The sequence below is a fragment of the Bacillus sp. T-10(2022) genome (assembly GCF_056502895.1).
The window spans coordinates 720,950-745,910 of record NZ_CP113518.1 but is presented as its reverse complement, the minus strand read 5'-3'; the positions used below and the strand labels follow the sequence as shown (position 1 = coordinate 745,910).

General features: G+C 40.8%; 22 protein-coding genes, 1 pseudogene and 1 other annotated feature. Of the genes and pseudogenes, 7 read left to right on the top strand and 16 right to left on the bottom strand.

The window, feature by feature from the left end:
- Positions 1–70: 70 nt before the first annotated feature.
- The 3 genes from OSJ91_RS03570 to OSJ91_RS03560 form a co-directional block, all read right to left on the bottom strand.
- Positions 71–904 (bottom strand): STAS domain-containing protein, encoded by an 834-nt coding sequence (locus tag OSJ91_RS03570; protein WP_485891002.1) that lies wholly within the window; start codon positions 902–904, stop codon positions 71–73.
- A gap of 368 nt (positions 905–1,272) precedes the next feature.
- The gene (locus OSJ91_RS03565) at positions 1,273–1,974 is read right to left on the bottom strand and encodes a class I SAM-dependent methyltransferase (RefSeq protein ID WP_413015445.1); all 702 of its coding nucleotides are present in this window, start codon (positions 1,972–1,974) and stop codon (positions 1,273–1,275) included.
- Between the two features lie 394 nt (positions 1,975–2,368).
- Positions 2,369–2,989 carry a class I SAM-dependent methyltransferase gene (locus OSJ91_RS03560; protein WP_350302781.1) on the bottom strand — a complete coding sequence of 207 codons (621 nt, stop codon included), beginning with the start codon at positions 2,987–2,989 and terminating at the stop codon, positions 2,369–2,371.
- A 111-nt stretch (positions 2,990–3,100) separates the two neighbouring features.
- Here OSJ91_RS03560 and OSJ91_RS03555 point away from each other — a divergent pair, with 111 nt between their 5' ends.
- Complete coding sequence (locus tag OSJ91_RS03555) at positions 3,101–3,394, top strand: pentapeptide repeat-containing protein (protein WP_485891001.1); 294 nt, start codon at positions 3,101–3,103, stop codon at positions 3,392–3,394.
- A 214-nt stretch (positions 3,395–3,608) separates the two neighbouring features.
- On the opposite strand, the pseudogene OSJ91_RS03550 reads toward OSJ91_RS03555, so the two are convergent.
- A pseudogene (locus OSJ91_RS03550) lies at positions 3,609–4,497 on the bottom strand (PhzF family phenazine biosynthesis protein).
- Positions 4,498–4,643: 146 nt separating this feature from the next.
- Positions 4,644–4,865 (top strand) — a binding site (T-box leader).
- A gap of 64 nt (positions 4,866–4,929) precedes the next feature.
- On the opposite strand from OSJ91_RS03550, the gene OSJ91_RS03545 reads away from it, so the two are divergent.
- Positions 4,930–5,754, top strand: coding sequence for an ATP-grasp domain-containing protein (locus tag OSJ91_RS03545; RefSeq protein WP_485891000.1), 825 nt, complete (start codon positions 4,930–4,932; stop codon positions 5,752–5,754).
- Between the two features lie 283 nt (positions 5,755–6,037).
- Here OSJ91_RS03545 and galE read toward each other — a convergent pair whose 3' ends face one another.
- From galE to OSJ91_RS03515, 6 genes are all read right to left on the bottom strand, one after another.
- A complete protein-coding gene (gene galE / locus OSJ91_RS03540; RefSeq protein ID WP_350301230.1) occupies positions 6,038–7,009 on the bottom strand; it encodes a UDP-glucose 4-epimerase GalE in 972 nt (323 codons plus the stop codon).
- 212 nt (positions 7,010–7,221) lie between these two features.
- On the bottom strand, positions 7,222–8,109 hold the full coding sequence (galU, locus tag OSJ91_RS03535; protein WP_350301229.1) for a UTP--glucose-1-phosphate uridylyltransferase GalU: 888 nt from the start codon (positions 8,107–8,109) through the stop codon (positions 7,222–7,224).
- Positions 8,110–8,463: 354 nt separating this feature from the next.
- Positions 8,464–10,206, bottom strand: a complete 1,743-nt coding sequence (locus tag OSJ91_RS03530) for a phospho-sugar mutase (RefSeq protein WP_485890999.1) — start codon at positions 10,204–10,206, stop codon at positions 8,464–8,466.
- A gap of 200 nt (positions 10,207–10,406) precedes the next feature.
- A complete protein-coding gene (locus tag OSJ91_RS03525; protein ID WP_350301227.1) occupies positions 10,407–11,048 on the bottom strand; it encodes an NAD(P)-dependent oxidoreductase in 642 nt (213 codons plus the stop codon).
- A 267-nt stretch (positions 11,049–11,315) separates the two neighbouring features.
- Complete coding sequence (locus OSJ91_RS03520; protein ID WP_350301226.1) at positions 11,316–11,726, bottom strand: disulfide oxidoreductase; 411 nt, start codon at positions 11,724–11,726, stop codon at positions 11,316–11,318.
- A 2-nt stretch (positions 11,727–11,728) separates the two neighbouring features.
- Positions 11,729–12,421, bottom strand: coding sequence for a DsbA family protein (locus tag OSJ91_RS03515; RefSeq protein WP_485890998.1), 693 nt, complete (start codon positions 12,419–12,421; stop codon positions 11,729–11,731).
- Between the two features lie 309 nt (positions 12,422–12,730).
- Here OSJ91_RS03515 and OSJ91_RS03510 point away from each other — a divergent pair, with 309 nt between their 5' ends.
- Entirely contained in the window at positions 12,731–13,162 is a 432-nt protein-coding gene (locus tag OSJ91_RS03510; protein WP_413015434.1) for an Rrf2 family transcriptional regulator, read from the top strand.
- Positions 13,163–13,210: 48 nt separating this feature from the next.
- On the opposite strand, the gene OSJ91_RS03505 is transcribed toward OSJ91_RS03510, so the two are convergent.
- Positions 13,211–16,303 (bottom strand): SH3 domain-containing protein, encoded by a 3,093-nt coding sequence (locus tag OSJ91_RS03505; RefSeq protein WP_485890997.1) that lies wholly within the window; start codon positions 16,301–16,303, stop codon positions 13,211–13,213.
- 586 nt (positions 16,304–16,889) lie between these two features.
- On the opposite strand from OSJ91_RS03505, the gene OSJ91_RS03500 reads away from it, so the two are divergent.
- From OSJ91_RS03500 to OSJ91_RS03485, 4 genes are all read left to right on the top strand, one after another.
- Positions 16,890–17,495, top strand: a complete 606-nt coding sequence (locus OSJ91_RS03500; protein WP_350301222.1) for a protein kinase family protein — start codon at positions 16,890–16,892, stop codon at positions 17,493–17,495.
- 34 nt (positions 17,496–17,529) lie between these two features.
- A complete protein-coding gene (locus OSJ91_RS03495; RefSeq protein ID WP_413015430.1) occupies positions 17,530–17,973 on the top strand; it encodes a DUF6376 family protein in 444 nt (147 codons plus the stop codon).
- A gap of 119 nt (positions 17,974–18,092) precedes the next feature.
- Positions 18,093–18,521, top strand: a complete 429-nt coding sequence (locus tag OSJ91_RS03490) for an SRPBCC family protein (protein WP_485891840.1) — start codon at positions 18,093–18,095, stop codon at positions 18,519–18,521.
- Positions 18,522–18,893 (top strand): ArsR/SmtB family transcription factor, encoded by a 372-nt coding sequence (locus OSJ91_RS03485; RefSeq protein WP_485890996.1) that lies wholly within the window; start codon positions 18,522–18,524, stop codon positions 18,891–18,893.
- Positions 18,894–18,939: 46 nt separating this feature from the next.
- Here OSJ91_RS03485 and OSJ91_RS03480 read toward each other — a convergent pair whose 3' ends face one another.
- The 5 genes from OSJ91_RS03480 to OSJ91_RS03460 all read right to left on the bottom strand — a co-directional run bounded on the left by OSJ91_RS03480 (position 18,940) and on the right by OSJ91_RS03460 (position 24,758).
- The gene (locus OSJ91_RS03480; protein ID WP_485891839.1) at positions 18,940–21,789 is read right to left on the bottom strand and encodes a YhgE/Pip family protein; all 2,850 of its coding nucleotides are present in this window, start codon (positions 21,787–21,789) and stop codon (positions 18,940–18,942) included.
- A gap of 2 nt (positions 21,790–21,791) precedes the next feature.
- On the bottom strand, positions 21,792–22,298 hold the full coding sequence (locus OSJ91_RS03475) for an RrF2 family transcriptional regulator (protein ID WP_034310735.1): 507 nt from the start codon (positions 22,296–22,298) through the stop codon (positions 21,792–21,794).
- A gap of 175 nt (positions 22,299–22,473) precedes the next feature.
- A complete protein-coding gene (locus OSJ91_RS03470; RefSeq protein WP_373689809.1) occupies positions 22,474–22,836 on the bottom strand; it encodes a thioredoxin family protein in 363 nt (120 codons plus the stop codon).
- 203 nt (positions 22,837–23,039) lie between these two features.
- Positions 23,040–23,435 carry a VOC family protein gene (locus OSJ91_RS03465; RefSeq protein WP_350301218.1) on the bottom strand — a complete coding sequence of 132 codons (396 nt, stop codon included), beginning with the start codon at positions 23,433–23,435 and terminating at the stop codon, positions 23,040–23,042.
- Between the two features lie 45 nt (positions 23,436–23,480).
- Positions 23,481–24,758 (bottom strand): family 8 glycosyl hydrolase, encoded by a 1,278-nt coding sequence (locus OSJ91_RS03460; protein ID WP_485890995.1) that lies wholly within the window; start codon positions 24,756–24,758, stop codon positions 23,481–23,483.
- Positions 24,759–24,961: the final 203 nt, after the last annotated feature.

The following is a 24,961-nucleotide window of genomic DNA, read 5'->3' as shown; positions in this document are numbered from 1 at the left end:
AAGACCGCCATATGGAGGTCTTCTCGATGAAATTCATAACGAGCATCCCCGTGCCCTGGATATGTATGTATTATTTTATTGTACTGATCGCTTGGGCAAGAGTGGACTTTATCGTCACTTTATCAAAAGGCAGTTGAAGCTTAACGGCAGTCATGGCTATGTCCGGCCGAAGTCCTGAAAGGGTTGTTTGAATTCCGATCAAATGCAAGGATTCAATCAATTGAGACAGCTGGTGTGCGGATCCGCTGTCTATTGCATGAACGCCAGATAGGTCAATGAAAAGTCTGGTGACATTTTTTTCAGCGCACTTTTGTAAGGTGTTTTCAAGCAAGGACATGCCCCTCGCCGTGTCAATATCGCCTATCAGGGGAAGCAATGCCGTGTTATCTTTAAGGGAAATGATGGGCGTGCTCAATTCATCGATCGTTGCCTGTTGGGCTTTCATAATTTTATTGGCATATCTATGATTGGCTTCCGTAAACCTCTCCATTACTTCACTGAACACCTTCACCACTATCCGATACCAGGAGTTTATTTCCTCCTGTGTATATTGATCTCCATGCAATTTCACAAACCGGTCAATATAATCCAGGTATTGCTCTTGCGTTCGGAAAAACTCCCTCAATATAAAATAGATGGGTGTGTTTAAATGCTGCTCATCCTGACCGATATCTTCAATCCAATCACCAAGCTGCTTAAAGAATTCCCTCTCCTCTGTATCAAAGACCTGAAAGAAACGTAAATGGAATTCATTATTTTGCTGCTTAAGTTTTTTAATCACTTTGGGATCGGATGAACTATAAACACCCGCCTTATCACTTTTATTCAATGATGCGTACCAATCCTCAGTCAGTTGTGCTGCCACACCCAATAAAAAGGAATATAATTCTTTATTTACGTGCATAAACTCCTCCTATTTAGTTTTTTATAAAAAGCAATCGATAAATCTAACGCTGAAAACGGCATTGTCAGGGTATTGAAATATTATCAACAAAGTAAGCATCGAAGATAACCTCTTCCACACTTAAAATCTTATGCTCTGATGCCCAATTGCCCCTCTTTCCATATACCTTCCCAGCTGTTTTTGAAACCATGCAACCACTGTTTTTTTTAAAAAAAGATCAGCAAAAGCCTTCATCTATCATTCTGGTAAATCTACGTTCCTAAAATTCTATTGTATTGTTATAGTTTACCATTTTTATTTTTTGTTAACAATTTCCACGCAAAAAAGGACCTGATCCCAGATCCTCCGTTTAAAACCCTTTCGCCTTCTCATTTCATAAATAAAGCCGTCCATAAACCTTGCACCCCAAAGGTTTCATCCGATTGTTCCATTTTCCTCATTTTACGTATTTCCACCACTTCAAAATCCTTGAATATCTTTCTGAGTTTTTCTTCCGTAAAACCTAATCCGCCTTTAAGGCTTCTTTGCCTATATACTTCCCAATCCGAAATATCGGCACCACCCAATATGCCGCCCTCGACAAAACAAGTAATCGAATACAATCCCTTAGGCCTTAACGCCTTTTTCACCATCTCCAAATAATTGATCCTTCTATGTGGAGCAATATGGTGAAAACAACCTGAATCAAAGACGAAGTCATATTGCCCTTCCTCAATGTCCAAATCAAATATATTCCTTTGAATGAAGTTCACGTGCACTTTCTTTTCTGCCGATCGTTCTTTCCCCCATTCAAGGGCTTCCTTTGAAAGATCCACCGCATCGACGGTAAAGCCCTTTTGAGCAAGGTAAATGGCATTTCTCCCAGGTCCGCACCCAAGCTCAAGAACCTTTCCTGGCCGGATTAACCCACCATCAAAATATGCAACCAAATTTTCATCAGGGAAATTTTCGAAAAAGGGAACCCCTTTGGAGCGGTCTTCATAAAAACCATTCCAGAATCCAGTTGGCTCACGCAATAACGAGTCGAGCATATTCAATAGATCTTCATAGGTTGTTATCGTCTCGGACAAAACCATCACCTCTTCCCATTGTATCCAACCATTTAATTATACTGATTTCACCCTGTGCCTATGTAACAGCTGCATCAAAAATGAGTGACATAGAATGTTTAGACACAATTGGACTTGTTGATTATATGATGATCACTGGAATTTAAAGGTATCAAAGATGCGTTCGAACAGCCTTCTGATAGTATGTTACATTCTTACTAAATAACCCGATGATCGGCTCATTATCCATGTTAGAAAGGACATGGGTTTTATATAAGCATGTCAAATATTACATGCTCTTTACAGCAAATCAAGTTTAGCTTCCAAACAACAAAACTCAGCTCTATGATGTATCCTGATGTCTTTGAATCCGACTCCCAATCCACTTCTGAAACATCCCTCCGCCACCTTCCTGTCACATCCGTTTACTGATGATTATCTTTCTATACATTCCATTCAGCATGATTGGTCGATCTTCTTCAATTTTCATATTCTTAACATGTCTACTTAACAAGTCTTCAAACCTCAAGCCAATATCCGTTCCTAAAAATCGAATGATAGGCCTCAGAAGCTTTTTGGGTAGTGAAGGCACTTCATCTTTAGAAATAAACTTGTCGAATAGTATTATTTTTCCATCCCCTTTTAAAACTCTGATCATTTCCCGAAGGCATTCATTGGCATCAGGTACGACGGAAAGAACCAAACTTCCCACTATATAGTCAAACGCTTCGTTATCGAATTCCATATGCTGTGCATCCATCTCGAGGAAATTGATCGATGCATCATCAAATTTCCCCATCGCTTTTTTTAGCATATCGGCTGACAGGTCTATCGCCGTTATCTCAAGGTCAAGGTTCTTGATCAGCTCCAAATCGGCCCCCGTACCTACGCCCACAAACAGAACCTTTGCATCATCATGAAAATCCATCTCTTCAAACATTCTTTTCCTGGCATCTAAAAAGAGATGAGAGTTGAAGATTTTGTCATAAATTGGCGACCAAAATTTATAAATCACTTTATTCCACGAATTATTCAACATCCCCACCCCCTTACATACTACTTCCATGAAGCATGATAAATCCATTCCAAGCGGATATTATATCTGGTAAATTAGACTGTTGATTCGATTGGGGAGGTATCAGAGCTCATGGAATCACTCAACTTACAATACAATATGCTTGAGCAGGCGATAAACATGGACTATTCCAGGCATCGCTTATTGGATTCCGACTTCCGCTCGGTTTCGGTGCATGATGGGAAGTTTAATTCCTGCGATTTAAGCCGTTATGACTTCAGCCATTCCGACCTGACGAACAGCACATTTAAAAGCAGTAACTTAGATAATCGCATCTTTGAAAACGCCAATTTAACTGGCACCTTATTTAAAAGTGCAAATTTAAAAGGCGTAACTTTCAAGAACAGCATTTATAAAAAAACGTGACCCTCATCTAAAGGACAACGATTGTCGCATCCACCTCAATCATTTGCGTGACCGTGTTTCTGACTGCAGTCGTTTAAAAAGGAATGAAATGGGAGAATGATCTACACGAACCCTGTGCTAAGACATACAACGTCTTAGCACAGGGTTTTTATATATTCATATACCTTTCTCAGATTTACTTACCATTCAACCGCCCATCCTCCCAGCCTGACCTTTAAACTTCCACTTCAAATTCTTTAACGTAGACAGCATTCCCCGTGATTTCAATATCATATGTGTCATCGTTTTTGGTAGCCGAAACGCGAACTCTGCCATCCTTTCCGATTTCATGTCCTTGTTCGATTAACAGGTGCACTTCATCTTCAAGACCATCCTTTATGTATTTTGCATAATAAGCACCCATTACACCTGAAGCCGTTCCTGTAACCGGGTCTTCAAGCGTACCTGAAAATGGCGAGGAAAAATGCCGGGCATGCATATGGGCGTCACTATCGTACGTTTCCAGGCAAAAGGGATGAACGGATGCTCTTGGCATTTCCTTTAATAATTGCGGAAACATGCTATTGTGCCTTCATCCTTTTAAATGAACTTCTTTCTTTTACAGGAACCAGTAAAGTCCATAAACCTGTACTTCCATAAACAATAGGTAATTCACTTTCAAGATCTTCTATATCCAGGCCAAGGGAACTGGCTAAGCCACCCTTATCTCCGTTAAACGCTTCAAACTGAGGCGCGGCCTGCTTCATCGTAATATATATATCTTGATCCGCCGTGGTATGGATCTTGATTGGCAATATTCCCGCTCCTGTTTCAATCATCAGCTCATCTTTATCCAATAATCCCCTGGTCTTCAGTGCATGGATGGTAGCCATTGTCGCGTGTCCGCAAAGATTCATTTCATGTCCCGGTGTAAAATAACGGATTCTAAGATCGGCAATATCGGTATCCATCGGAAAAGAGGTTTCATTGAACCCCACCTTCTCCGCTATTTCCTGCATTTCCTTTTCTGTCAGTCCATCCGCATCTAAAACCACACCTGCCGGATTTCCTTTATTCGGTTTACTGCTGAACGCATCGTAATGAAAAACCCTTACCATTTTCAAATCTAACATCTCCTATTAAATGATGGCGCTTCTCTTGAATAGTAATTCTATATCTCTTTCAATATCCCTTTTTCGTCCTATATTAAGTGAAACAACCATTGATTTTATTTTCTGAATATTATACAATTACTCAAATTCATCAAATGTAAAATTCCATGAAGGGAAGGAGTACGTTGTCGTTCTGTTCCAAAGAGAGCTGGTGCTTTGCTGAAAGCCAGTGTCCAGAATATAACCGAAGATCATCCCCGAGAAGTAAAGCCGAAGCCTCAGTAAGCTTTTCCGGTTTCCCCCGTTAAATGGGACAACGCATTAATGTGCGTTTGTCATTAAACAAGAGTGGTGCCGCGAGTTCAAATCTCGTCTCTTAATGAGACGGGATTTTTTGTTTTTAACCTATTCAATGAAAATAACGGGAAAGCAGGTGCAGGAGTCATGCAGACACTATTATTCGTAACGGATTTATACTATGAAGCAAAAGGAAGAAATTATTATGAGGAGGATTTGTTCCTTACTTCGAAGCTTAGAGAAGATTTTCAGTTAGTACTTTGCCATCCTGAAGACATTGAAACGTTTGAAAAGGATTTTGACTTGATCGTCTTTCGAAATGCCGGTCCAGTAGCCAATTTTAAAGATAAGTATCTAGCATTCCGTAATAGAGTGGCTGCCGGTTGTTTGAAAACGTACAATTCATTTGTTGGAAAGGCTGATATGAATGGGAAGGAATACTTAATCGAACTGACGAATGCCCAATTCCCTGTCATTCCGACCATCGATACACTTGAATCTTTAAATAAACTTCCTAATGTGGAAACGTATATAGTGAAGCCGAAAGATGGCGCGGATTCCATCGGTTTGGAATTTGCCACGAAAGAAGAACTGGGAGATAAAATGGATTTGGAATCAAAGAACACATTGGTACAGCCATTTATCAACTTTGAGTATGAAGTCTCTTTTTATTTTATCGATAAGGAATTTCAGTACGCCCTTTATGCGCCTGATAAAGAGAAAAGATGGGAATTAAAAGAATATGCCCCTACTGAAGCAGACCTGGCTTTTGCTAAACGATTTATAGAATGGAACAATCTTGATTGGGGCATCCAACGAGTTGATGCCTGCCGGAATGAGCAAGGTGAACTTTTATTAGTAGAACTGGAGGATTTAAACCCCTATCTGTCCCTGCTGGAATTAACGAATGAAACACGTCAGAATTTTGTAGAAGCCATGAAAAAATCAATCCAAAAAGCTTTGCAAGCTTAGAATTCGTGGACGGCAGAATAAAGTTTGGTGTAGGTTGAATAAAGTGCGCGAACGGTCGAATAAAGTGCGCGGTAGGTCGAATAACTGCGGGAACGGTCGAATAAAGTGCGCGGTAGGTCGAATAACTGGCGGGAACGGTCGAATAAAGTGCGTACCAGGATTTTAAAACAAGACTTGGTTATACTACATGTTTTTTTACTGTAACTTCCTTTAAATAAAAAAACTGCAGGCAAACTCGCTTTTCTTCGAGTTTGTCTACAGTCTACCGAGTCCCAAGGGACCACTAATTCATTTGAGATTTATGCCATTTCCATGCACTTTCAATGATTTCTTCCAAATCTATCGATGCTTTCCATCCAAGCTCTTCATATATCTTATTTGCCGAAGCAACCAGACGGGCTGGATCTCCAGGGCGACGGTCTGCATACTCTATGGTCGGTTTCACTCCTGTGACTTTTTCACAAGTGTCGATTACATCCTTAACCGAAAATCCTTTTCCATTCCCAAGATTGTAGGTGGCCGTATCCTTCTTCCCGGATAATAGGGCTTGAAGGGCGATTATATGAGCTTGGGCTAAATCCGTTACATGGATATAGTCACGAATGCATGTGCCATCTTCTGTGTCGTAGTCCGTTCCAAACACTGATATTTTCTCACGTTGTCCTAATAAATGCTGTAAAATAATAGGAATCAGGTGTGTTTCCGGTTCATGACTTTCACCGATTTCTGCCGACGCATGCGCTCCAGCTGCATTAAAGTAACGCAAGACGACATAATGAAGTCCATACGCATTTGCAAAGTCCCCTAAGATCTGTTCAACCATCAATTTCGAGCGGCCATATGGATTAATCGGATTGGTTGGCTGATCTTCATCAATCATATCAACATTTGGTATCCCATACGTAGCTGCCGTTGATGAGAAAATGAAATTCTTAACATCATGCTTGAGCATGGTATTCAATAATGTAAGAGTTGCACCAACATTATTATCATAGTATTTATAAGGATCTTGAACAGACTCCCCCACCAAGCTATTAGCGGCAAAGTGCATAACAGCTTTAATGGGATACTTAAGGAATATTTCATTCAAAACCGCTTCGTCCCCTAAGTTTCCTTCCACCAAGACGGCCTTCGAATCGACCAGCGAACGAAAACCGGTTGAGAGATTATCCAGAATGACAACCTCTTCAGTATTCACTAACTCTTTTACAAGATGACTTCCAATATATCCTGCACCGCCAACGACCAAAATCATATAGAATTTCCCCTATCTTCATCACGTTATAAGGTCCCCCAACAAACGTCCGGTTCCTAAAAGCTTTGGACGCATCCTTGGATCGGAATTCAGTCCTTTTTCAGGCATAATAATCCCCTCTAAATAGTCATGTACCACCCACAATTGTTGGTGATTTTAGTACACTTTCTACCTAAAGGGAATAATATCATAAGGACCCTATTTAAAATGGGTTATTTGATACCTGCCTTATGCTCTTTGATGATATTTTCCATTACTTCTATAATGTCGTCTCTTAAATCAGGACGTTGCAGGGCAAATTCAATTGTCGTTTTCACAAAGCCATCGACAACTCCGACATCATAGCGTTTCCCTTCAAAATCGTAAGCGAAGACTTTTTGGATTTCATTCAAATTCTGGATGGCATCCGTCAACTGGATTTCACCGCCAGCCCCAGTTTCCTGCTTGGCTAGGAAATCGAATATTTCCGGGGTTAATATATATCTCCCCATGATGGCTAAATTGGATGGGGCCGTTCCTTGTTTCGGTTTTTCAACGAAACTATTCACTTCGTATCTTCTGCCCTCTTGCGTAAGAGGGTCAATTATGCCATATCTATGTGTTTCGTTCTCATTGACTGGCTGCACTCCAATGATGGACGAACCTGTCGCATCATACTCATTCATTAATTGACGTAGGGAAGGCACATCGCTTTCTACGATATCATCGCCTAAAAGGACGGCAAATGGCTCATCACCAATAAAGTTACGTGCACACCAAACGGCATGTCCAAGGCCTTTTGGCTCTTTTTGCCTAATGTAGTGGATATTAGCTAAATTGGATGGGTATTGCACCTTCTCCAATAAATCGAATTTCCCTTTTTCCCTCAAGTTGTTCTCAAGCTCGTACGCATTATCAAAATGATCTTCTATCGCTCGTTTATTCTTTCCTGTGACAATGATTATATCTTCGATTCCCGACTTAACGGCCTCTTCTATAATATATTGAATAGTTGGTTTGTCCACTATTGGCAGCATTTCTTTTGGCATTGCCTTCGTAGCAGGCAAAAATCTGGTTCCCAATCCCGCTGCAGGTATAATGGCCTTTTTTACTTTTTTCATTCTCTTGTAACTCCTCCATATCAACTTAATAATTAAAATCCTAATAATTACAAGTTTTCTTAATCACCATATTCATAGTAACATAGTCTGGTTTTTTGTTAAAATGTTAGTATATTCAATACTTTCATATGCATTTATTATATACCAATTTCTTCAAGATTCAAAACTTATTAAGTCAATTTTTTACTTTATTGGCTGGAAATTTGACCATCCACAACTTTAAAGACAGGATTCCAACTGGCTGACCGTCATCCACTTGATCGCTTAATGGATTAAAGTAAATGCCTTTCCCCGATATTTCAGGGAAAGGCCTTATTTTTCTTACTTATATGATTGGCAGGTCCAAAGACTTATTTATTTAGCACTATTGATCATTCCATTTATTTTTTCCATGAAATCATTCATGACCTGCTTCAATTTCAGCTCGGCTTCTTCCATCGTTTCACCTTGGATCCCGAAATAGAATTTGATTTTAGGTTCAGTACCAGATGGCCGCAAGCATACCCATGTGCCGTCCTCAAGGAAGTACTTGATTACATTTGATTTAGGTAAATCGATGACTTCTTCCTTATTGGTGCCCACCGTCAGTCTCACACCGCTTTGATAATCCTCCTGCACCATTACAGCATTACCGGCAATTTGCTTTGGAGGAGCCTCACGGAACTGATTCAGTATCCCTTGAATCTGCCCGGCGCCTTCAATCCCCTTTAAGGTCAATGACTGAAGTCCCTCCAGATAATATCCGTACTTTTCAAAGATGCTAAGCAATCCTTCATATAGATCCATGCCCTGTTTTTTATAGTGGGCACAAACCTCCACCGCAAGAACGGCCGCTTGGATCGCATCTTTGTCACGGGCAAAATCCTTGATTAAATAGCCATAACTTTCTTCATATCCGAATAAGAACGTGTGCTTGCCGCTATCCTCATATTCATTGATCTTTTCAGCGATGAATTTAAAACCCGTTAATACATCAACGGTCCCTAAACCGTATTCCTTAGCGATTCTGCGCCCGATTTCAGAAGTTACTATCGTTTTTAAGACAACTCCATTGGGAGGTAAAGTGCCTTTCGCTTTCTTTTCTTTTAAAAGATAATCCAATATTAGTGCACCTGTCTGATTACCTGTAAGCACCACATATTCGCCATCTTTATTTTTAACGGCAATACCGAGTCGATCTGCATCCGGATCTGTTGCGATCAAAAGGTCTGCCGATACTTCATTTCCTAATTCAATGGCCATTTCAAAAGCTGCATGCTCTTCCGGGTTCGGGGATTGAACTGTCGAAAAATTGGGATCAGGCAATTCCTGCTTTTTTACAACGTGTACCTTGTCGTATCCCAGATCTTGTAAAGCACGTCTGACAGACTTATTTGCCGTGCCATGAAGCGGTGTGAATACAACTGTCACATCCACTTCTTCACTTAAATCTTTGTTTTCGGGCACAGTAAGCAATTTATCATTATATGCGGTATCGATTTCCTCTCCGATAATCTCAATTAGGCCTTGCGCTTTCAATGTCTCTTCATCTTTAACCGAAATGGCAAGTTCGTTTTCAATCGCATTCACGAATTCTATCACTACATCAGCCGTTGCCGGTGGAAGCTGTGCGCCATCTGGCCCGTACACTTTATAGCCATTATATTCAGGGGGATTATGACTTGCTGTAATAACGATCCCAGCATATGCATTCAGTTCACGAACGGCAAAGGATAACTCCGGAGTTGGTCTTAACTCATCAAATAGATAAGCCTTGATTCCTTCTGTAGCCAGGGTCTTGGCTGCCTCCAAGGCAAATTCAGGCGATTTAAAACGTGAATCGTAAGCAATCGCGACACCTCTGCGTTTTGCTTCATCACCCATCGATTGCAGATAATGGGCTAATCCCAAAGTTGCTTTACGGACTGTATATAGATTCATCCGATTCGTACCTGCCCCAATTTCCCCGCGCATACCGCCTGTGCCGAATTCCAGGTTTTTATAAAACGCATCTTCTATATTTTTTTCATCATCTTGCATCTCGTTAAGTAATGATTTCATTTCATTATCAAGGGCTTCGAAATTCACCCATGAGTCGTAAGAACATTTCCAATTCATCTTCGCATAGTCCTTCTTTCTTTGTTGGGAAATCTAGATTTTTCTACTAAAAACTAACAATACAAATTAATAAAAAAAAAGCCTCTATAGGACTTTCTCGCTATATTATCTGCAATAAATGGACATCAGTCAATATTAAATTCGTTATACATAATAGGTCGAAAAAATGGACGTCACCACAAGGAGCGACGTCCACTTAATTATTCAGCTTCGGCAACAACGGTAAAGCGTTGGTTGATGTGCTTTGGAATTTCAATTTCATCAAGGGCTGCAAGGGCAAAATCGGCATAACTTACATAGCTTTCACCCTTTGAGTTTACAAGAAGGTTATCTTTACCCAGTTTATACCCGCCTGTTCTATTTCCTTGCGGATCAAAGAAGGCGGAAGGACTGATGAACGTCCATTGGATGCCAGTCGCATTTTGCAGATCTCCAAGGTTCTTTGATTGATTAAAGGCTGTTGCAAAGTATTCTTTAGGGAACTCAGGCGTATCCAGTACACGGACCGTTTTTGCCTCGTCAACGAAAAGGCTTCCAGCTCCGCCAACAACGATCAGTCTAGTTTGAGGCGCCCCTTTCATTGCGTCAATCAGGATTTTTCCTGCATCGACATGCAGATGTTCTTTCCCCGGAGCAGCGCCAAAGGCATTCACTACCACATCGAATTCTTTAATGTCCTCTGCTTTCAGATCGAATACGTCTTTTTCCAGTACGGATGCTCCTTGAATTTGGACTTTAGCTTCATCCCTGACAATGGCCGTAACTTCATGTCCCCTAGTCAATGCTTCCTTTAAAATCAGACTTCCAGCTTTCCCGCTCGCACCAATAATACCGATTTTCATATTAAATTCCTCCTATATATTGTTTTAGAAACTTTAATTGTAACTAAATTTATTACATGTAATAATATAAGTTACAGGTTTTATCTTGTCAACATTTTTTATTTTGAGGAGTTTTGTAGATATATTGGAGTTTTCGAAGATATATAATGATTTTCGCAGATATATTGCAGATTTCGGAGATATATCCGGATTTTTGCAGATATATCCGGATTTTTCATCTGATATATATAAAAAAGCACCATTCCTATTAGAATGGTGCGCGCTTAATTACATGCTTTTTCTCTTTTTCATTAGCAGTGCCATGCAGATTGTGATGAGCGTAAAAGCGATAAAGGCCAAAAACGGGATCGTGATGAATCCTAGCCAATTTATATACTCACCTGAGCAGGGAACACCGCTTTGGCACATTTCGAAATGCTGTAGTGCTGGAATTTTTTGCAGACTATAGTGATACCCTGACACCAACATGCCCAAAATCGATAATGGGAGGATGTATCGATAGATTTTCAGGTCCTGTTCATAAAAGGCCCGGCCCAATAAGATAACGAGCGGGTACATCAGGATCCTTTGATACCAACAAAAGGTACAGGGTACATAATGGAGAATCTCACTAAAGTAGAGACTTCCAGCAGTGGCGATGATGGACAGGATCCAAGAAAATAATAGTGGCTTGTTCATCACTATTTCTCCTTCGCTGCATCATCAACCATTTTCACTAAATCATCGATTGTATTTCCTTCAAACTTCTTGCCATTGACAAATAAGGAAGGAGTTCCAGTAACGCCCAATTCGTCGGCCAGCTCCATATCCTTGTTCCATTGGTCCTCGGACTTTTTGGCTTTAAAAGAGGTAACGACTTTTTTCACATCTTTGTCATTTGCGATTTCTTTCAATGTTTCTTCTAAGAATTTGTCTGTAAAGACATCTTCCTTTTCATATTTCAGGTCAGCTGGCTGCTTTTCGAACAAAAGCTCATGAAATTTCCAAAAGGTCTCATTTCCTAATTCCTGATAAACACTTTCCGCGAATTTAGCAGATCTGGTTGAATCGACGTTAATGAACGAATAATTCATGAAATAAAATTGCGCTTTTCCTGTATCAATCAATTCACTTTGTATAGAAGGGAAGAATTGCTCCTCGAATGTCTTACAGACTGGACATTTATAATCCCCAAATTCCACTATTTGGACAGGAGCTGATTTTTCTCCCAAATAAGGCTGTGATTTATAATCGATTTCATTAACGGCTGTATCTTCGTCTTTCCCATTTGCTAAAAATATAAAGCCAATAATGATTACAGCGATTAACCCGATGATCCAAAACGTGAATGCAGAAGATTGCTTTTGATTACCCTTTTTTTTATTAGCCATCATATACCTCCATCACTTGTTGTTGTGCCGATATTTCTTATCCAGCCATAGCGGCCGAATTCAGTTCCCCCTTCCTGCACCTTTCACCTGTAACTGATTCATTTACACGTTATAATATAAGATTCACCATCTGGTTTGTCAATTACACATACCTTTTATTTTCGCCTTTGCAGAAACGGCGTGACTTGACAAGGAAACGGATCATGGATAAATATTATTCTTGCAGGCCATTATAACTTGTAACCACTTGAATTACATGTTAAATAATTTATACTATATAAGAATAGAGATTTTAAAGGAGAGAAAAAAGAGATGTCCATCAGTACCCGCTTTTCCGTAGGAATCCATATATTATCTCTTTTAGAAATAAATAAAGAAGGTGTTAACACTTCTGATTTCATTGCAAAAAGTGTAAACACCAACCCAGCCTTAATCAGAAAAATCACCGGCATGCTGAAGAATGCTGGTTTAGTGAATGTTCGGCCGGGTATCGCAGGAGCAACATTGGCCAAGGAATTATCGGATATCACTTTGCTCGATGTTTATCAGGCTGTCAACATTGTCTCCGATAAAGAATTATTTGGAATCCATGAAAATCCTAATCCAGCATGCACTGTTGGAAGAAATATACAAGATACAATAGAGCCCATCTTTTCAGTTGCTGAACTTGCCTTGGAAAAGGCATTGGGAGTGGTGACGATCGAGGATGTCGTCAGAGGTATTCTGGAAAAGGATAAAAACTAATTAGCAAAAAAACACATGAGTCGGACTCATGTGTTTTTTCCTGTTTTCTTATTTATACTTAGGAACTTCAATTGTCAATTTATAGGAATCTAGTAAACTATACAAATTATAAATCTGTTTCACTTGTTTTGTTGCCCAGCCAATATCAGTGGCATACTGGTGTGAAGCATATCCATATTTCTCTGCAGCTGTAGGATTCCATCTCATTTTGTAAAGCGTGTCCTGTCCAGAGGATATATATCCTTTGGCGATGAATTCTGCACCGCCTATGATGGCCGCTTCCGGAGTGAACCAGCCTGCATTATAGGCGTATTGAGCGCCGCTGCTTAGCGCCGTTCCGTCAAATGCTCCCACTCCATACATATTATAGACCGTTTTCCCGTTTACCTTTACGCCAGTCGCTAACGGTGATGTGCCATTCCCGGTCTCCAGCAAAGCATGTGATATCAGGTAGATTTCATTGACCCCATATTTTTCCCCTGCCGCAGTGAAGGTTGCAGCTTGGCCTTGTAAAATCCCTTTTCCTGAAAGGATTCTATTATTAACTTCTGAAACGTTCATGTTGGTGACTTGGGAAAGCTTGACGAATTGGAATGAATTGACTGGATCATTCACAAAATTATTTGGGTTAAGATTATATTTTATATCTTCCGGACTGGCATTTACCCATGTCTTGTTATAGTCCACCTCATACCAATAGTATCCATCTGAGCCCTTTACTTTCGATTTAATATTCAATGATTGGTTATTGCTGACAGGACCGACTACCCAATAATTAGAACCAGCTCCGCCCCTGACACGCCATCCGGTTCCTTTAACCGTACCTTTTGTTGAATTGATCAAAGTTAATCCATCTTCACGTATGTAGGTTTTATACTTTTTATCCGTTTGACCATTTACGGCCATTTGAATTTCAACCATCTTTTCCATCGTAAGATTATACTCTTTATCAATCCTGATTATCGATCCATTTGAACTACCCGGACCTTCCGGTGCTTTGGCCGTTAAATATTGCGTACTGACATATCCGGTTTTTCCATTGGCCGTGACTCTTGACCAACCATTAGACTCTGAATAAACCGTTACGGCCGTATTGTTTACAAGCTTGGCTATAATTGAAGCGGAAGCTGATGCAGCAGATCGCATATTCAGACTGGATCCATCATTCACATTTACATATTTAACTGACGTGTTTCCTTCTTCGTCTGGATTCAGCCCCGGTAAAGGACCAGGCTTCGTTGCTGATAGATATTGCGTATTGACATAACCCTCTCCGCCATACGCTTTAACTTTTGACCAGCCATTTGATTCCGAGATGACTTCTACCTCTACACCCCTTGCCAATTTCACAATGACGGAAGCACTTTCTGACGGCTTATTCCGCATATTCAGTGAACCCGTGCTGACATTTACATATTTCGTTGTCGTTTTTTCAGGTATGGATGGTTTGGATTCCATTCCAGGCTTTGTCGTCGAAAGATAGTCAGTACTAACATACCCATCCTTCCCATTTACCTTGATTTTCGCCCAACCCTTTGATTCCGAATACACCGTCACTTCAGTTCCTCTTGACAGCTTTGCGACTATGCTCGCACTTTCCGACCCGCTTTTTCTCATATAGAGTGTTCCAGAGCTTACGTTTACATATTTCGTCGTCGTTTTTTCAGGCGTTACGGCCGTTGATGGTTTTGTTGTCGATAGATATTTCGCACTGACATGCCCGTCTTTTCCATTTGCTTTGATCTTGGCCCAACCTTTGGATTCCGAATAGACCGTCACTTTCGTTCCTTTTGAAAGCTTCGCGACTATGCTCGCGCTTTCCGATCCGCTTTTTCTCATATTGAGAGTTCCAGAACTTACGTTTACATATTTCGTCGTCGTTTTTTCAGGCGTTACGGCCGAAGATCCCGATCCTGGCTTTGAAACAGATAGATATTTGGTGTTGACATATCCGTCCATTCCATTGGCTTTGACTTTCGCCCATCCATTGGATTCCGAATACACCGTCACTTTCGTTCCTTTTGAAAGTATGGCCACTATGCTTGCGGTAGCTTTTCCACTTTTTCGCATATTGAGTGAACCCGTGCTTACATTCACATATTTCGTCGTCGTTTTTGCAGGTGTGGCTACTGTTGATCCCGATCCCGGCTTTGAAGCAGACAGATATTTGGTACTCACATATCCTTCTTTTCCATTGGCCTTGATTTTCGCCCATCCATTGGATTCCGAATATACCGTCACTTTCGTCCCTTTTGAAAGTATGGCAACAATGCTTGCGGTAGCTTTTCCACTTTTTCGCATATTAAGTGAACCCGTACTCACATTCACATATTTCGTTGTCGTTTTAACCGTTGCCGCAGCTTTGGTTACCGTTCCAGGCTTCGTTGCCGAGAGATATTTAGTATTGACGTATCCTTCTTTTCCATTGGCCTTGATTTTCGCCCAGCCTTTGGATTCCGAATACACCGTTACCTGTGCACCTCTTGTCAGCTTCGAGACTATGCTGGCACTATCTGTCCCATTTTTCCGCATATTTAGTGAACCTGTGCTCACATTCACATATTTTGTTGTCGTTTTAACGGTCGCCGCAGCTTTATTTACCTCTCCAGGCTTCGTTGCCGAGAGATACTTGGAACTGACATATCCTTCTTTTCCATTGGCTTTGATCTTCGCCCAGCCTTTGGATTCCGAATACACAGTCACCTGTGTGCCCCTTGTCAGTTTCGTGACAATGCTGGCACTATCACTGCCGCTTTTTCGCATATTAAGTGAACCTGTACTGACATTCACATATTTTGTTGTCGTTTTAATGGTTACTGCAGTTTTCGTTAAAGTCCCTGGCTTTGTTGCCGATAAATACTTGGTACTGACATATCCTTCTTTCCCATTGGCTTTGATTTTCGCCCAGCCTTTGGATTCCGAATACACCGTTACCTGTGTGCCATTTGCCAGCTTTGCAACTATGCTTGCACCTTCCGCCCCGGTTTTTCTCATATTGAGCGATCCGGAATTTACCTGTACAAACATGACGTCTTCAGTTTTGGCCTGTTCCGCATGTAGTGGAGCTGCAGATATTTTTTCTTCGAAAGCAACTGTCGACAACACCGCAAAACAGAAAGTTGGTATAATTAATTTCTTCATCTCATTCTCCCTACTAAAGAATTATATTTTTAACATTTATTTAAATATCGGTTAAAATCAGTATAATAATATAGGTAAATATACTTATCATCTAAAATATATCATATTCCATTAGATCTATATGGAGATGAAGCAGATTGTAACATAATAGTAAACTAATAGACATTTAAGTAATTAAATAGAAATATTCGCAATGAAGCTTGTGCGACAAACAAATGATGAATATAAAGTATATTGATATAATTACTTACCACTCAAATTAATAAGGATGAGACGAGCATCTTTCTGCCTAAATCGAATATATATATAGGGTAAGCACCAATCCTTATATTTGACGGATAGAGGCAATAACCTATATAATTACTGTATATAACTTATAAGAATCCTTCTGTTAAGGGGAGTAGCTATACAATAAAGTCGTCAGTACAGGATTGAATCCTCGGCTTTATTGGCAACTGATTTTAGTTGTTTGCAAGACCTTGCCGATTATTTGGTGAGGTCTTTTAATTTTTAAAAGACGGTATAACCAATAATCGGTTATACCGTCTTTTTTGATTCGAAAAATTGCACAATAGAGGTGAAAAGTATGCAGAACTATAATGAATTAGCTAAAAGCGTTAAGATTTCCGATGATAAAAAGCATATATTGCTTGATGCCGACCCATCTTTATCACTAATCGGAAAAGGCCGCAGCGCATATGTATTCCGGATACATTCCACCAATAAGGCACTAAAAGTGTTTTTCCCGGATCATACACACACAGCTAAAGTTGAAGCTGAAATATACAAAACCGTCCAATCCATCGATTACTATCCAACCCTATATGATGCGGGGGTAAATTACCTGGTTATAGATCACATTGAAGGCAACACTCTTTTTGAATGTTTAACATTGGGAATCCCGATAACGGAAGAAAACATTGCGGAGATAGACCATGCCCTGCAATTGGCAAGGAAAGAGGGATTGAACCCTTCGGATATCCATTTACGAAACATCTTCATCACTTCCGAAAAAAAGGTGAAGATCATTGACGTTGCAAGGTTTAAGCAAGTGAAATCCTGCAATCAGTGGCACGACTTGAAAAGTGCCTTTCACCTTTTCTATTCGAAGTCATTTTTTCCAAAGAAGATTCCAAGCTTCATACTGAATTCCATTGCAGCGATTTATAAAAAGAGATTTCTGCCCATCTGATCCTTACTATAAAAAAATCACATTGGAGGCACATATGAAAAAAATAATGACCATTGCTCTGCTGTCCATCCTTACATTAAGCGGATGCTCAGCTTTAGAAGAAGTCAATTCATCATTGGAGTATGCAGATAATGCGACGGAGTATGTAAATACCGTTAAGGATTTTTCCAATGAGGTTCCCGCAATGTCACAGGACGCCGTCACGAATGCCGAAGTAAGAGCAAATCTTGAAAAGGAACTGGAATTGATGAAAACGGAGATTGAAGAATTCAATGCAACTGAACCACCCCAAATCGCTGAAGGCATCCATGAGAAGATCGTCAGCTCAAATCAACAGCTTTCAGATGGAATTGAATTATATCTGAATAATATTGAAAAGGGCCAAATTGATCCTAAGGCATTGGAAGATTCAGAGATAATGAAATCAATCGATAATATAACGGGATTGGCAAAACAAATTGAAGAGTTGGGAAATTAAGCATCATGCAATGAATAAAAAGGATTCGCCTGAAACAAATTATTGACATGAAACCAAAAGGTTTTATATAATCAACAAAGCAAAACCAATTGGTTTCACATTTTCACTTAAAAAGGAGAATCATTATGGAAAATACATTACAGGATATCAAGAAGACGGTTATTCTTGAAGCACCTATCCAAAAAGTTTGGGATACAGTTTCCACTGCAAAGGGCATAGCTTCATGGTTCATGCCAAATGATTTTCAACCGAAAGTGGGACATGAGTTCCATGTGCAATCCCCCTTCGGTCCATCTCCTTGTAAGGTAATGGAGTTAGATGCTCCTCATCGCCTTTCATTCAGTTGGGATACGGACGGTTGGTTCATTTCCTTCATTTTAAAAGAAGTGGATGGCAAAACGGAGTTCACCCTTATTCATGGCGGTTGGAAAGAGCCTGATACGATTCTTCCGAAACCGAACGAAAAAAGCTCAGTGATTCGCGATAGAATGAATCATGGCTGGGAACAGATCGTTAATCAAGGTCTTAAAAAGGCTGTTGAGGGCTAAGTGTCTGCAGCAGAAAAACATGATGTATTTCAGGCTATCGCCGACCCGACCCGCCGAAAGGTCCTGCAATTGCTTGCTGAAGGGGATTTACCCATTTCAGAAATCACTTCTCACTTTTCCATGAGCCGTACAGCGATTTCCAAGCACCTTCATATCCTTTCTGAAGCTGAATTGGTCAGTGGCCGGAAGGTAGGAAGAGAGAAACGCTTTCGGCTTCAGCCGGAACCTTTAGCTGAATTGAAACAGTGGCTTTCTTTTTACGATCGATTCTGGGATAACAAATTATCCATCCTTAAACATGCGATTGAAAATTCAGGGGAAAATGGATTGAAAGTCATCGAAAAAGAAAAGGACACGAATGAACCATCATAATGAAGAAAAACCCCGGCGCATTGCACCGGGGTTTTTCTTCATTAGTTTATGCATCCATCTCAATATTGTGTGCTTTGCGCTTCTTGATGACCATCGTTAGCAATAGCAGCAGATTAAAGACAATGATGCATCCAGTAAGGAACACTATACTCGTTGTCAATGCATCCGCTCCAAGGCTCGTACTCATCGCCTGACGGAAGCCCATGACAGAGTATGTCATCGGTATGAACGGGTGAACATGACTGAAGAAGTTATTGGTCAGCTCCACAGGGAACATTCCTCCGCTTGCACCTAACTGTAATACAAGGAATATCATCGCCAATAAACGACCTGGATTTCCAAACCCTACGGTCAAGAAAGTAACGATGAACATGAACGTAAGTGAAGTCAGTATGGAAACCCCAATGAATTGCCCCATGTTCTCGACCTGTAAATCCATTCCCCAAACCATGATCGCATCCAACACTAATGCAGAAAGCGTCGCTTGGATGAATAGGACCGTAAATTTACTGAACCACCATGCCACTCCTGATGTAGGCCTTGTAGAAGGCAATCCTGTCGGGAATCCCATATTGAAGGCAATAGCTCCAACAAATAACCCTAGAGACAATACATAAGGAGCCAGTGCATGACCATAATTCGGCACGTCACTGCTTTTTTGTTCTTTGACCTGTGTCGGTTCAGCAATCATGCTGTAATTATCATCGTTTGTTTTATTTTCACTTATTTCTTCTGCACCATCACTGAGTTTTTCCGAAAGCTCGACAGTTCCATCTTCAAGTGAGGTGATTCCATCACCCAATTTACCGGAACCTTCAGCAAGTGCTGATGAACCTTCATTGATCTTACCTGCGCCATCAGCAAGCTGGATGACTCCATTGCTCAAAGTAGGCAGATTGCTTGCCAATTGTTCAGTGCCTTTAACAAGTGCTGATGAGCCCTCGTTCAAGGCCGCTGAGTTGGCATTCAGTTGATTGGCCCCATTAGCCAGTTTGCTTGCCCCTTCGCCGACTTGGCTAACACCAAATGCGTACTTCTCAAGACCATTCCCAAAGGAGGATGACCCTGATTGCAGTTGTGAAACTCCATCAACCAACTGACCAGATCCCTCAGTTAGTTTTGAAAGGCCATTATTTAACGAGGAACCGCCTTGTGCTAACTGGTTGATCCCCTTCACTAATTCTGGTGTCCGTTCATTTAAACTTTGTGTTGCCGCCGTTAATTGATTGCTTCCTTCGACAGCTTCATTCAAGCCGCCATTTAATTGGGTCGCACCAGGAATCAATTGTTCTTCCAGTGCGTTCCTTATTGCCGTATATCCGTTTAACGCTGAAACAGCGTTTGGATTGACTTTATTCACCGCATTATTTAAATTGGCCAATTGTTCCGGAAGCTGGCCTAATCCATTCAATACAGGCATTACTTTATCCGTTAATTGCGTTGATAAGTCGGATACACTTGCAGCAAGAGTCGATGCGATTCGTTTTTGTGCTTCCGCCTGGCTTTGAAGTTCATTTTGAACCGCTCCGATTAATTCGGATTGCTGTTCACTGGTCATGCTTTTGAAGGCTTCCGTGTTTTGAACGGCATTGATCGTGCTCTGACCATTATTCGCAATCGTTGATTGAAGTTCCGTTAAAGCCGCTTGACTGTTATTGAGATCTTCGGTAATGCCGGATACGGTACCGGACGTGCTGCTTCCTGATGGAACCGCTTCTTGCAATTGATTTACACCGCTTTGAATGCTTGTCAGTCCTTGCTTAAGCTGATTCAGCTGTTCTTCTGCGGGCAATTGGCCATCCATTTTTTTCAGGCCGTCATTTAATGCCTGGCTACCTTCTGCCAGTTTATTGATTCCCTGATTTAAACTCTGCTGACCTGCTGCCAATTTTGGAATTCCTGTCGATTGGTCCGTCAGCTGGCTTGCATTTTGTGATAATTGATTCAACCCATCATTCAAATTCGCACTGCCTGTTTGCGCTTGTGCCAATCCAGTATTTAAAGTTTGCGCTCCTGGAACCACTTTGGCCAAACCAGTGGAAAGTTGGGAAGAACCTTGTATAAGTGCTTCACTATTACTAGCTAATTCCCCTGTGCCTGATGCTAGTTCATCCGCACCCTTTTGCAACTGACCGACACCGGAAGTATATTGTGAAATTCCCTTATTTAGATCCGATGCGCCACTTTCAAGCTTGTTGGCTCCTTCCAAAAACTCGCCAACGCCAATTTGAAGTTTATTCGCTCCATCTTTAAAAGTTAATGTGCTCGAAGCTAACTTATTCAGATTTTCCGTCACTTCTTTGTTTCCATCATGCAGTTTTTTTGCACCGTCATCCAATTTTGATGCCCCATCTGCCGCATCGCCGAATCCTTCTCCGATTTCATCCAGTTGGGAGAAGATCGCTTCCGCATATTCTTTTGTGACACTTTCGGCAATTTCCGTTTTCAAATTATTCGTTGCCTGTTTCCCGACCGTTTCAGAAACGAAACTGCGTCCTGGATTCACATCATACGTCAGATTCATTTTTTTGGGCTTATCATCCATGACGGTAGATGCATTTTTTGAAAAATCCTCCGGAATGGTAACGACCATATAATATGTACCATCATCAAACCCTTTTTTCGCCGCTTTTTCCGTTACGAAATGCCATTCTAAATCATCATTGTCCTTTAATTGCTCGACTAGCTCATTACCGACTGTTAAGGTTTTTCCCTCATATTCCGCCTTCACATCCTTATTCACGACTGCAACAGGCAATTTGCCTGTATTTCCGTATGGATTCCAAGCAGAACTAAGGAATAACCCCCCATAAATAATCGGGACGAACAGTAAAACGATTGCGACACCGACCAGTTTTCGATTTGTAAGGAAAAGCTTCCATTCTTGTTTAAGCATGTTCACTTCTTTTCACCTTTCTTTTCACGCAGTACATCACTCAATGACGCGGTATTCCAATTAAGAGTCGGTATGTCCGTGGTGCCAAAGCTTTCTTTAAGCAAATCTGCCACTGTTTGGCTGGAAAAGAACTCTATTAAAAGTTGATCCGCCCGAGAAAACATCCGACGAAGGACGTCCATTCCCTTCTCTGCATACTCTCCATCTTTAAACGCTTTTTCTATAAGTCCTGTATCCGGAAACATCGAAATGGGACCTTCCATCGCCTCAATAATTTCAAGGTTTTTAATCTTATCTACACTTTTGGCAAGAGTAAGGCCGCCGTTATTACCAGGAACGGAAGTGATTATCTGCTTTACGACCAATTTCCTTATGATTTTTTTCAAATAAGAAGGAGACACCTCTAATCGCCTGCTGATCTCATTAGACGAAAGCGGGACATTTTTATCCTGGGTAGAGAGTATAACGATGATGCATATGGCTTGCTCGACCCCTTTTGTTAATTGCAAATCAGTTCACCTCTTTTAATATGTATGTAGATATCATATATCCATAATGGATATTCGGTATCTATAATTAAAACCCGTTTCACCTTAGAAATCAAGTCATTTCTAGAAAAAATTTCTAAAAAAAAGATGAACCCCTCATTACAGCACAATAAGGGGTTCACCTTTTCAAGATCTTTTATAGGTCATTTAGAAATTCATTGACCGCTTCTGGAGTTTTAGCATTTGCACTGTGGAGGTGCGCAACCTTTTCCCCATTTTTAAATACTAATAGTGATGGAATTCCCATTACCGTTTGCTCTTCAGAAATCTCAGGGAACTCGTCACGATCGATCGTAAACCACTGTTTGTCTTGATGTTCTTGAGTGATCTCATCGATGAACATGTCTAAACGTTTGCAGTCCGGACACCATGTAGTCGTAAAAATCCCGACTGTCAGTCCCTCTTGGTTGATTTGTTCACGATATTCTTGTTCTGTATTGATATTTTTCATGATTGTCTCCTCCGGGCTTTTCTTATCATCATACTTTAATCCATGAATTAATGTACTCAAGGATTAATATATAATTAATTCCTTCACAGCACAAACGGTTTATCCTTGATCCGTTTATGTACCTTTTCTATGCTTCGGGAAAAAGCCTCACAAAGTCTTCTTTTAAAATCATGGTTCGGGGTGAGACACTTACGAACCCCTTTGGCCACCAAACTGAAAAAAGCCACTATCCAGTGGCGTTTTCACTTCATTCATATTGGTAGAGTAAGCTGCCAGGAAACACCAAACTTATCAGATACCCAGCCGAACTTCTTACTAAAGAAATAGTCACCCAATGGCATCATCACTTGTCCGCCATCAGTTAAACTCGAATAAAGGCTGTCAATTTCCTCTTCACTATCACATGTAAGGAATATTGAAAACGATGGTGTAAACGTAAATTGATGCTTAACATTGCTATCGATGCACATAAATTCCTGATCTTTCAAGGTAAAGGTAGCCTGCATGACGCTTCCCTCTGTACCTGATTCATTTGCACCATACCGAACAATGCTCGTTATTTTCGATCCTTCGATTAAAGATGTGTAATAATTCATCGCTTCCTCCGCATTACCTTCGAACATCAAGAAAGGTGTGACCTTCATCATTCTCATCAAACTCCTTTTCATCTTTAATTAGTTTCTCCTATTGAATCATGGCGCCCACCAGTTACCTGAAGCCACAATCATTGTCTGTAATTTTATCGTATTGGCAAAATAATCATCATCATCTTGGTCCTGTATCGTCCGATTCCATAAGCGATTAATCCATTGCTGGTTGGAGGAATCAACCATGGCACTCACCATGAATGGAGCGACGAAGCTTGTACTATTCCCTTCTTCCACGGCTTTTCCGCTTAGCGTATAACCGGATTGGATATTTTCAGGGTTGCCATCCGTTTCCGCTTTAATCCAATCATTCATCTTCTGTAATTGCGGCAGCGCTCTTTCATCACCTGTCAGTAAGTAATCGAGCGTATAGCGCCAAGGGGTCCTGCTGCTGTTCCAGCTATAATTGCCGTCATTCTCCCCTTCTAAAAAGCCCGCTTCTGCCGGCTGATATTCTCCCTTGGATTGTACAATGAAGTCCGGGATGAGGCCAGTATTGCCGCTTTTCTCCTTATAAATAGATTGAATGACCTTATAGGCCTTATCTCTTACACCTTTCCATTCATCATTCCCAGTTGCCGCCTCAAATGACTTAAAATGATTGAGAAGAAGGTCAGATGAACGAGTCGATTGTCCGTATACGTCATCTTCATCTTCCGCCCAGTCCCCTAGTTTAACAAGGTACTGCGACCGATTTATCTCATTCGACATGATCGCACCCAAGATGTCCTTTGCACTGGCAAGATAGTCAATTTCCCCTTCACTTCCCCACTGGCGATGTGCCAATAGTAACGAATAGGCGATATCCATATCGCCATCAGTTGCTGAATCGGCATCCCCTGGCGTATTGATGATTTTACCCGATTTATCCTTTACTTGCTGCCATGCTATTAATGAAGGGTCATTATCACTTCCATGCGCTTTATAAAAACGATAAAGCCCATCGAAGTACTGCTTGTCCTGGCTGCCTGCCATGATTGCCGTTATCATCATCCCATAACCATGAGCTTCAGAAACGGTCACTGCATTCTTGGGCTCTGCATATCCTTTATCATTGTAAAAAATATAATATTCATCATTTTTATCGACAGGCTGCTTAAGATATTCCTTTCTCCAGGTTTCATAAAAATTCGCTACGGCAGTGTCCATCTCCTCCTGTGACAGATTGTCAGGTTTTATCGTCCCCGCTTGATAGACTGTATGCTGTGGAAATGCCCTTTTACCGGCGATCTCTTTCTTTTTGATTTGAGATACCAATGCTATCGAGGCAATGATCCCGAAAATGATCACGCCCATCGCTATCAATAAACTTCTTTTTTTCATGGCTTTGCTCCTTCGGTTATGGTGCAGTATTCACTTCATTTTTATGTTCGGCAAGGAACATTTCAATGGTGTTGTTAAATTCTTTTAGACTGCTATGTTATCAACTTTTCCTCTATTAAACATGACTTTTCTTATGTAATTCCAAAATGTCACAAGCTCTTTTGGATATTTATGTTAAAATTAACATTGGATTCTGAGTGTTT

Bases quoted from the DNA above. Each gene is read 5' to 3' on its own strand.
- OSJ91_RS03495 (WP_413015430.1), top strand. From the start codon at position 17,530: ATGAAAAAAATAATGACCATTGCTCTGCTGTCCATCCTTACATTAAGC.
- OSJ91_RS03500 (WP_350301222.1), top strand. From the start codon at position 16,890: ATGCAGAACTATAATGAATTAGCTAAAAGCGTTAAGATTTCCGATGAT.
- OSJ91_RS03515 (WP_485890998.1), bottom strand. From the start codon at position 12,421: ATGATGGCTAATAAAAAAAAGGGTAATCAAAAGCAATCTTCTGCATTC.
- OSJ91_RS03480 (WP_485891839.1), bottom strand. From the start codon at position 21,789: ATGCTTAAACAAGAATGGAAGCTTTTCCTTACAAATCGAAAACTGGTC.
- galE (WP_350301230.1), bottom strand. From the start codon at position 7,009: ATGATTTTGGTCGTTGGCGGTGCAGGATATATTGGAAGTCATCTTGTA.
- OSJ91_RS03555 (WP_485891001.1), top strand. From the start codon at position 3,101: ATGGAATCACTCAACTTACAATACAATATGCTTGAGCAGGCGATAAAC.
- OSJ91_RS03520 (WP_350301226.1), bottom strand. From the start codon at position 11,726: ATGAACAAGCCACTATTATTTTCTTGGATCCTGTCCATCATCGCCACT.
- OSJ91_RS03465 (WP_350301218.1), bottom strand. From the start codon at position 23,435: ATGATGAAGGTCACACCTTTCTTGATGTTCGAAGGTAATGCGGAGGAA.
- OSJ91_RS03510 (WP_413015434.1), top strand. From the start codon at position 12,731: ATGTCCATCAGTACCCGCTTTTCCGTAGGAATCCATATATTATCTCTT.
- OSJ91_RS03530 (WP_485890999.1), bottom strand. From the start codon at position 10,206: ATGAATTGGAAATGTTCTTACGACTCATGGGTGAATTTCGAAGCCCTT.
- OSJ91_RS03545 (WP_485891000.1), top strand. From the start codon at position 4,930: ATGCAGACACTATTATTCGTAACGGATTTATACTATGAAGCAAAAGGA.
- OSJ91_RS03570 (WP_485891002.1), bottom strand. From the start codon at position 904: ATGCACGTAAATAAAGAATTATATTCCTTTTTATTGGGTGTGGCAGCA.
- OSJ91_RS03505 (WP_485890997.1), bottom strand. From the start codon at position 16,303: ATGAAGAAATTAATTATACCAACTTTCTGTTTTGCGGTGTTGTCGACA.
- OSJ91_RS03460 (WP_485890995.1), bottom strand. From the start codon at position 24,758: ATGAAAAAAAGAAGTTTATTGATAGCGATGGGCGTGATCATTTTCGGG.
- OSJ91_RS03525 (WP_350301227.1), bottom strand. From the start codon at position 11,048: ATGAAAATCGGTATTATTGGTGCGAGCGGGAAAGCTGGAAGTCTGATT.
- galU (WP_350301229.1), bottom strand. From the start codon at position 8,109: ATGAAAAAAGTAAAAAAGGCCATTATACCTGCAGCGGGATTGGGAACC.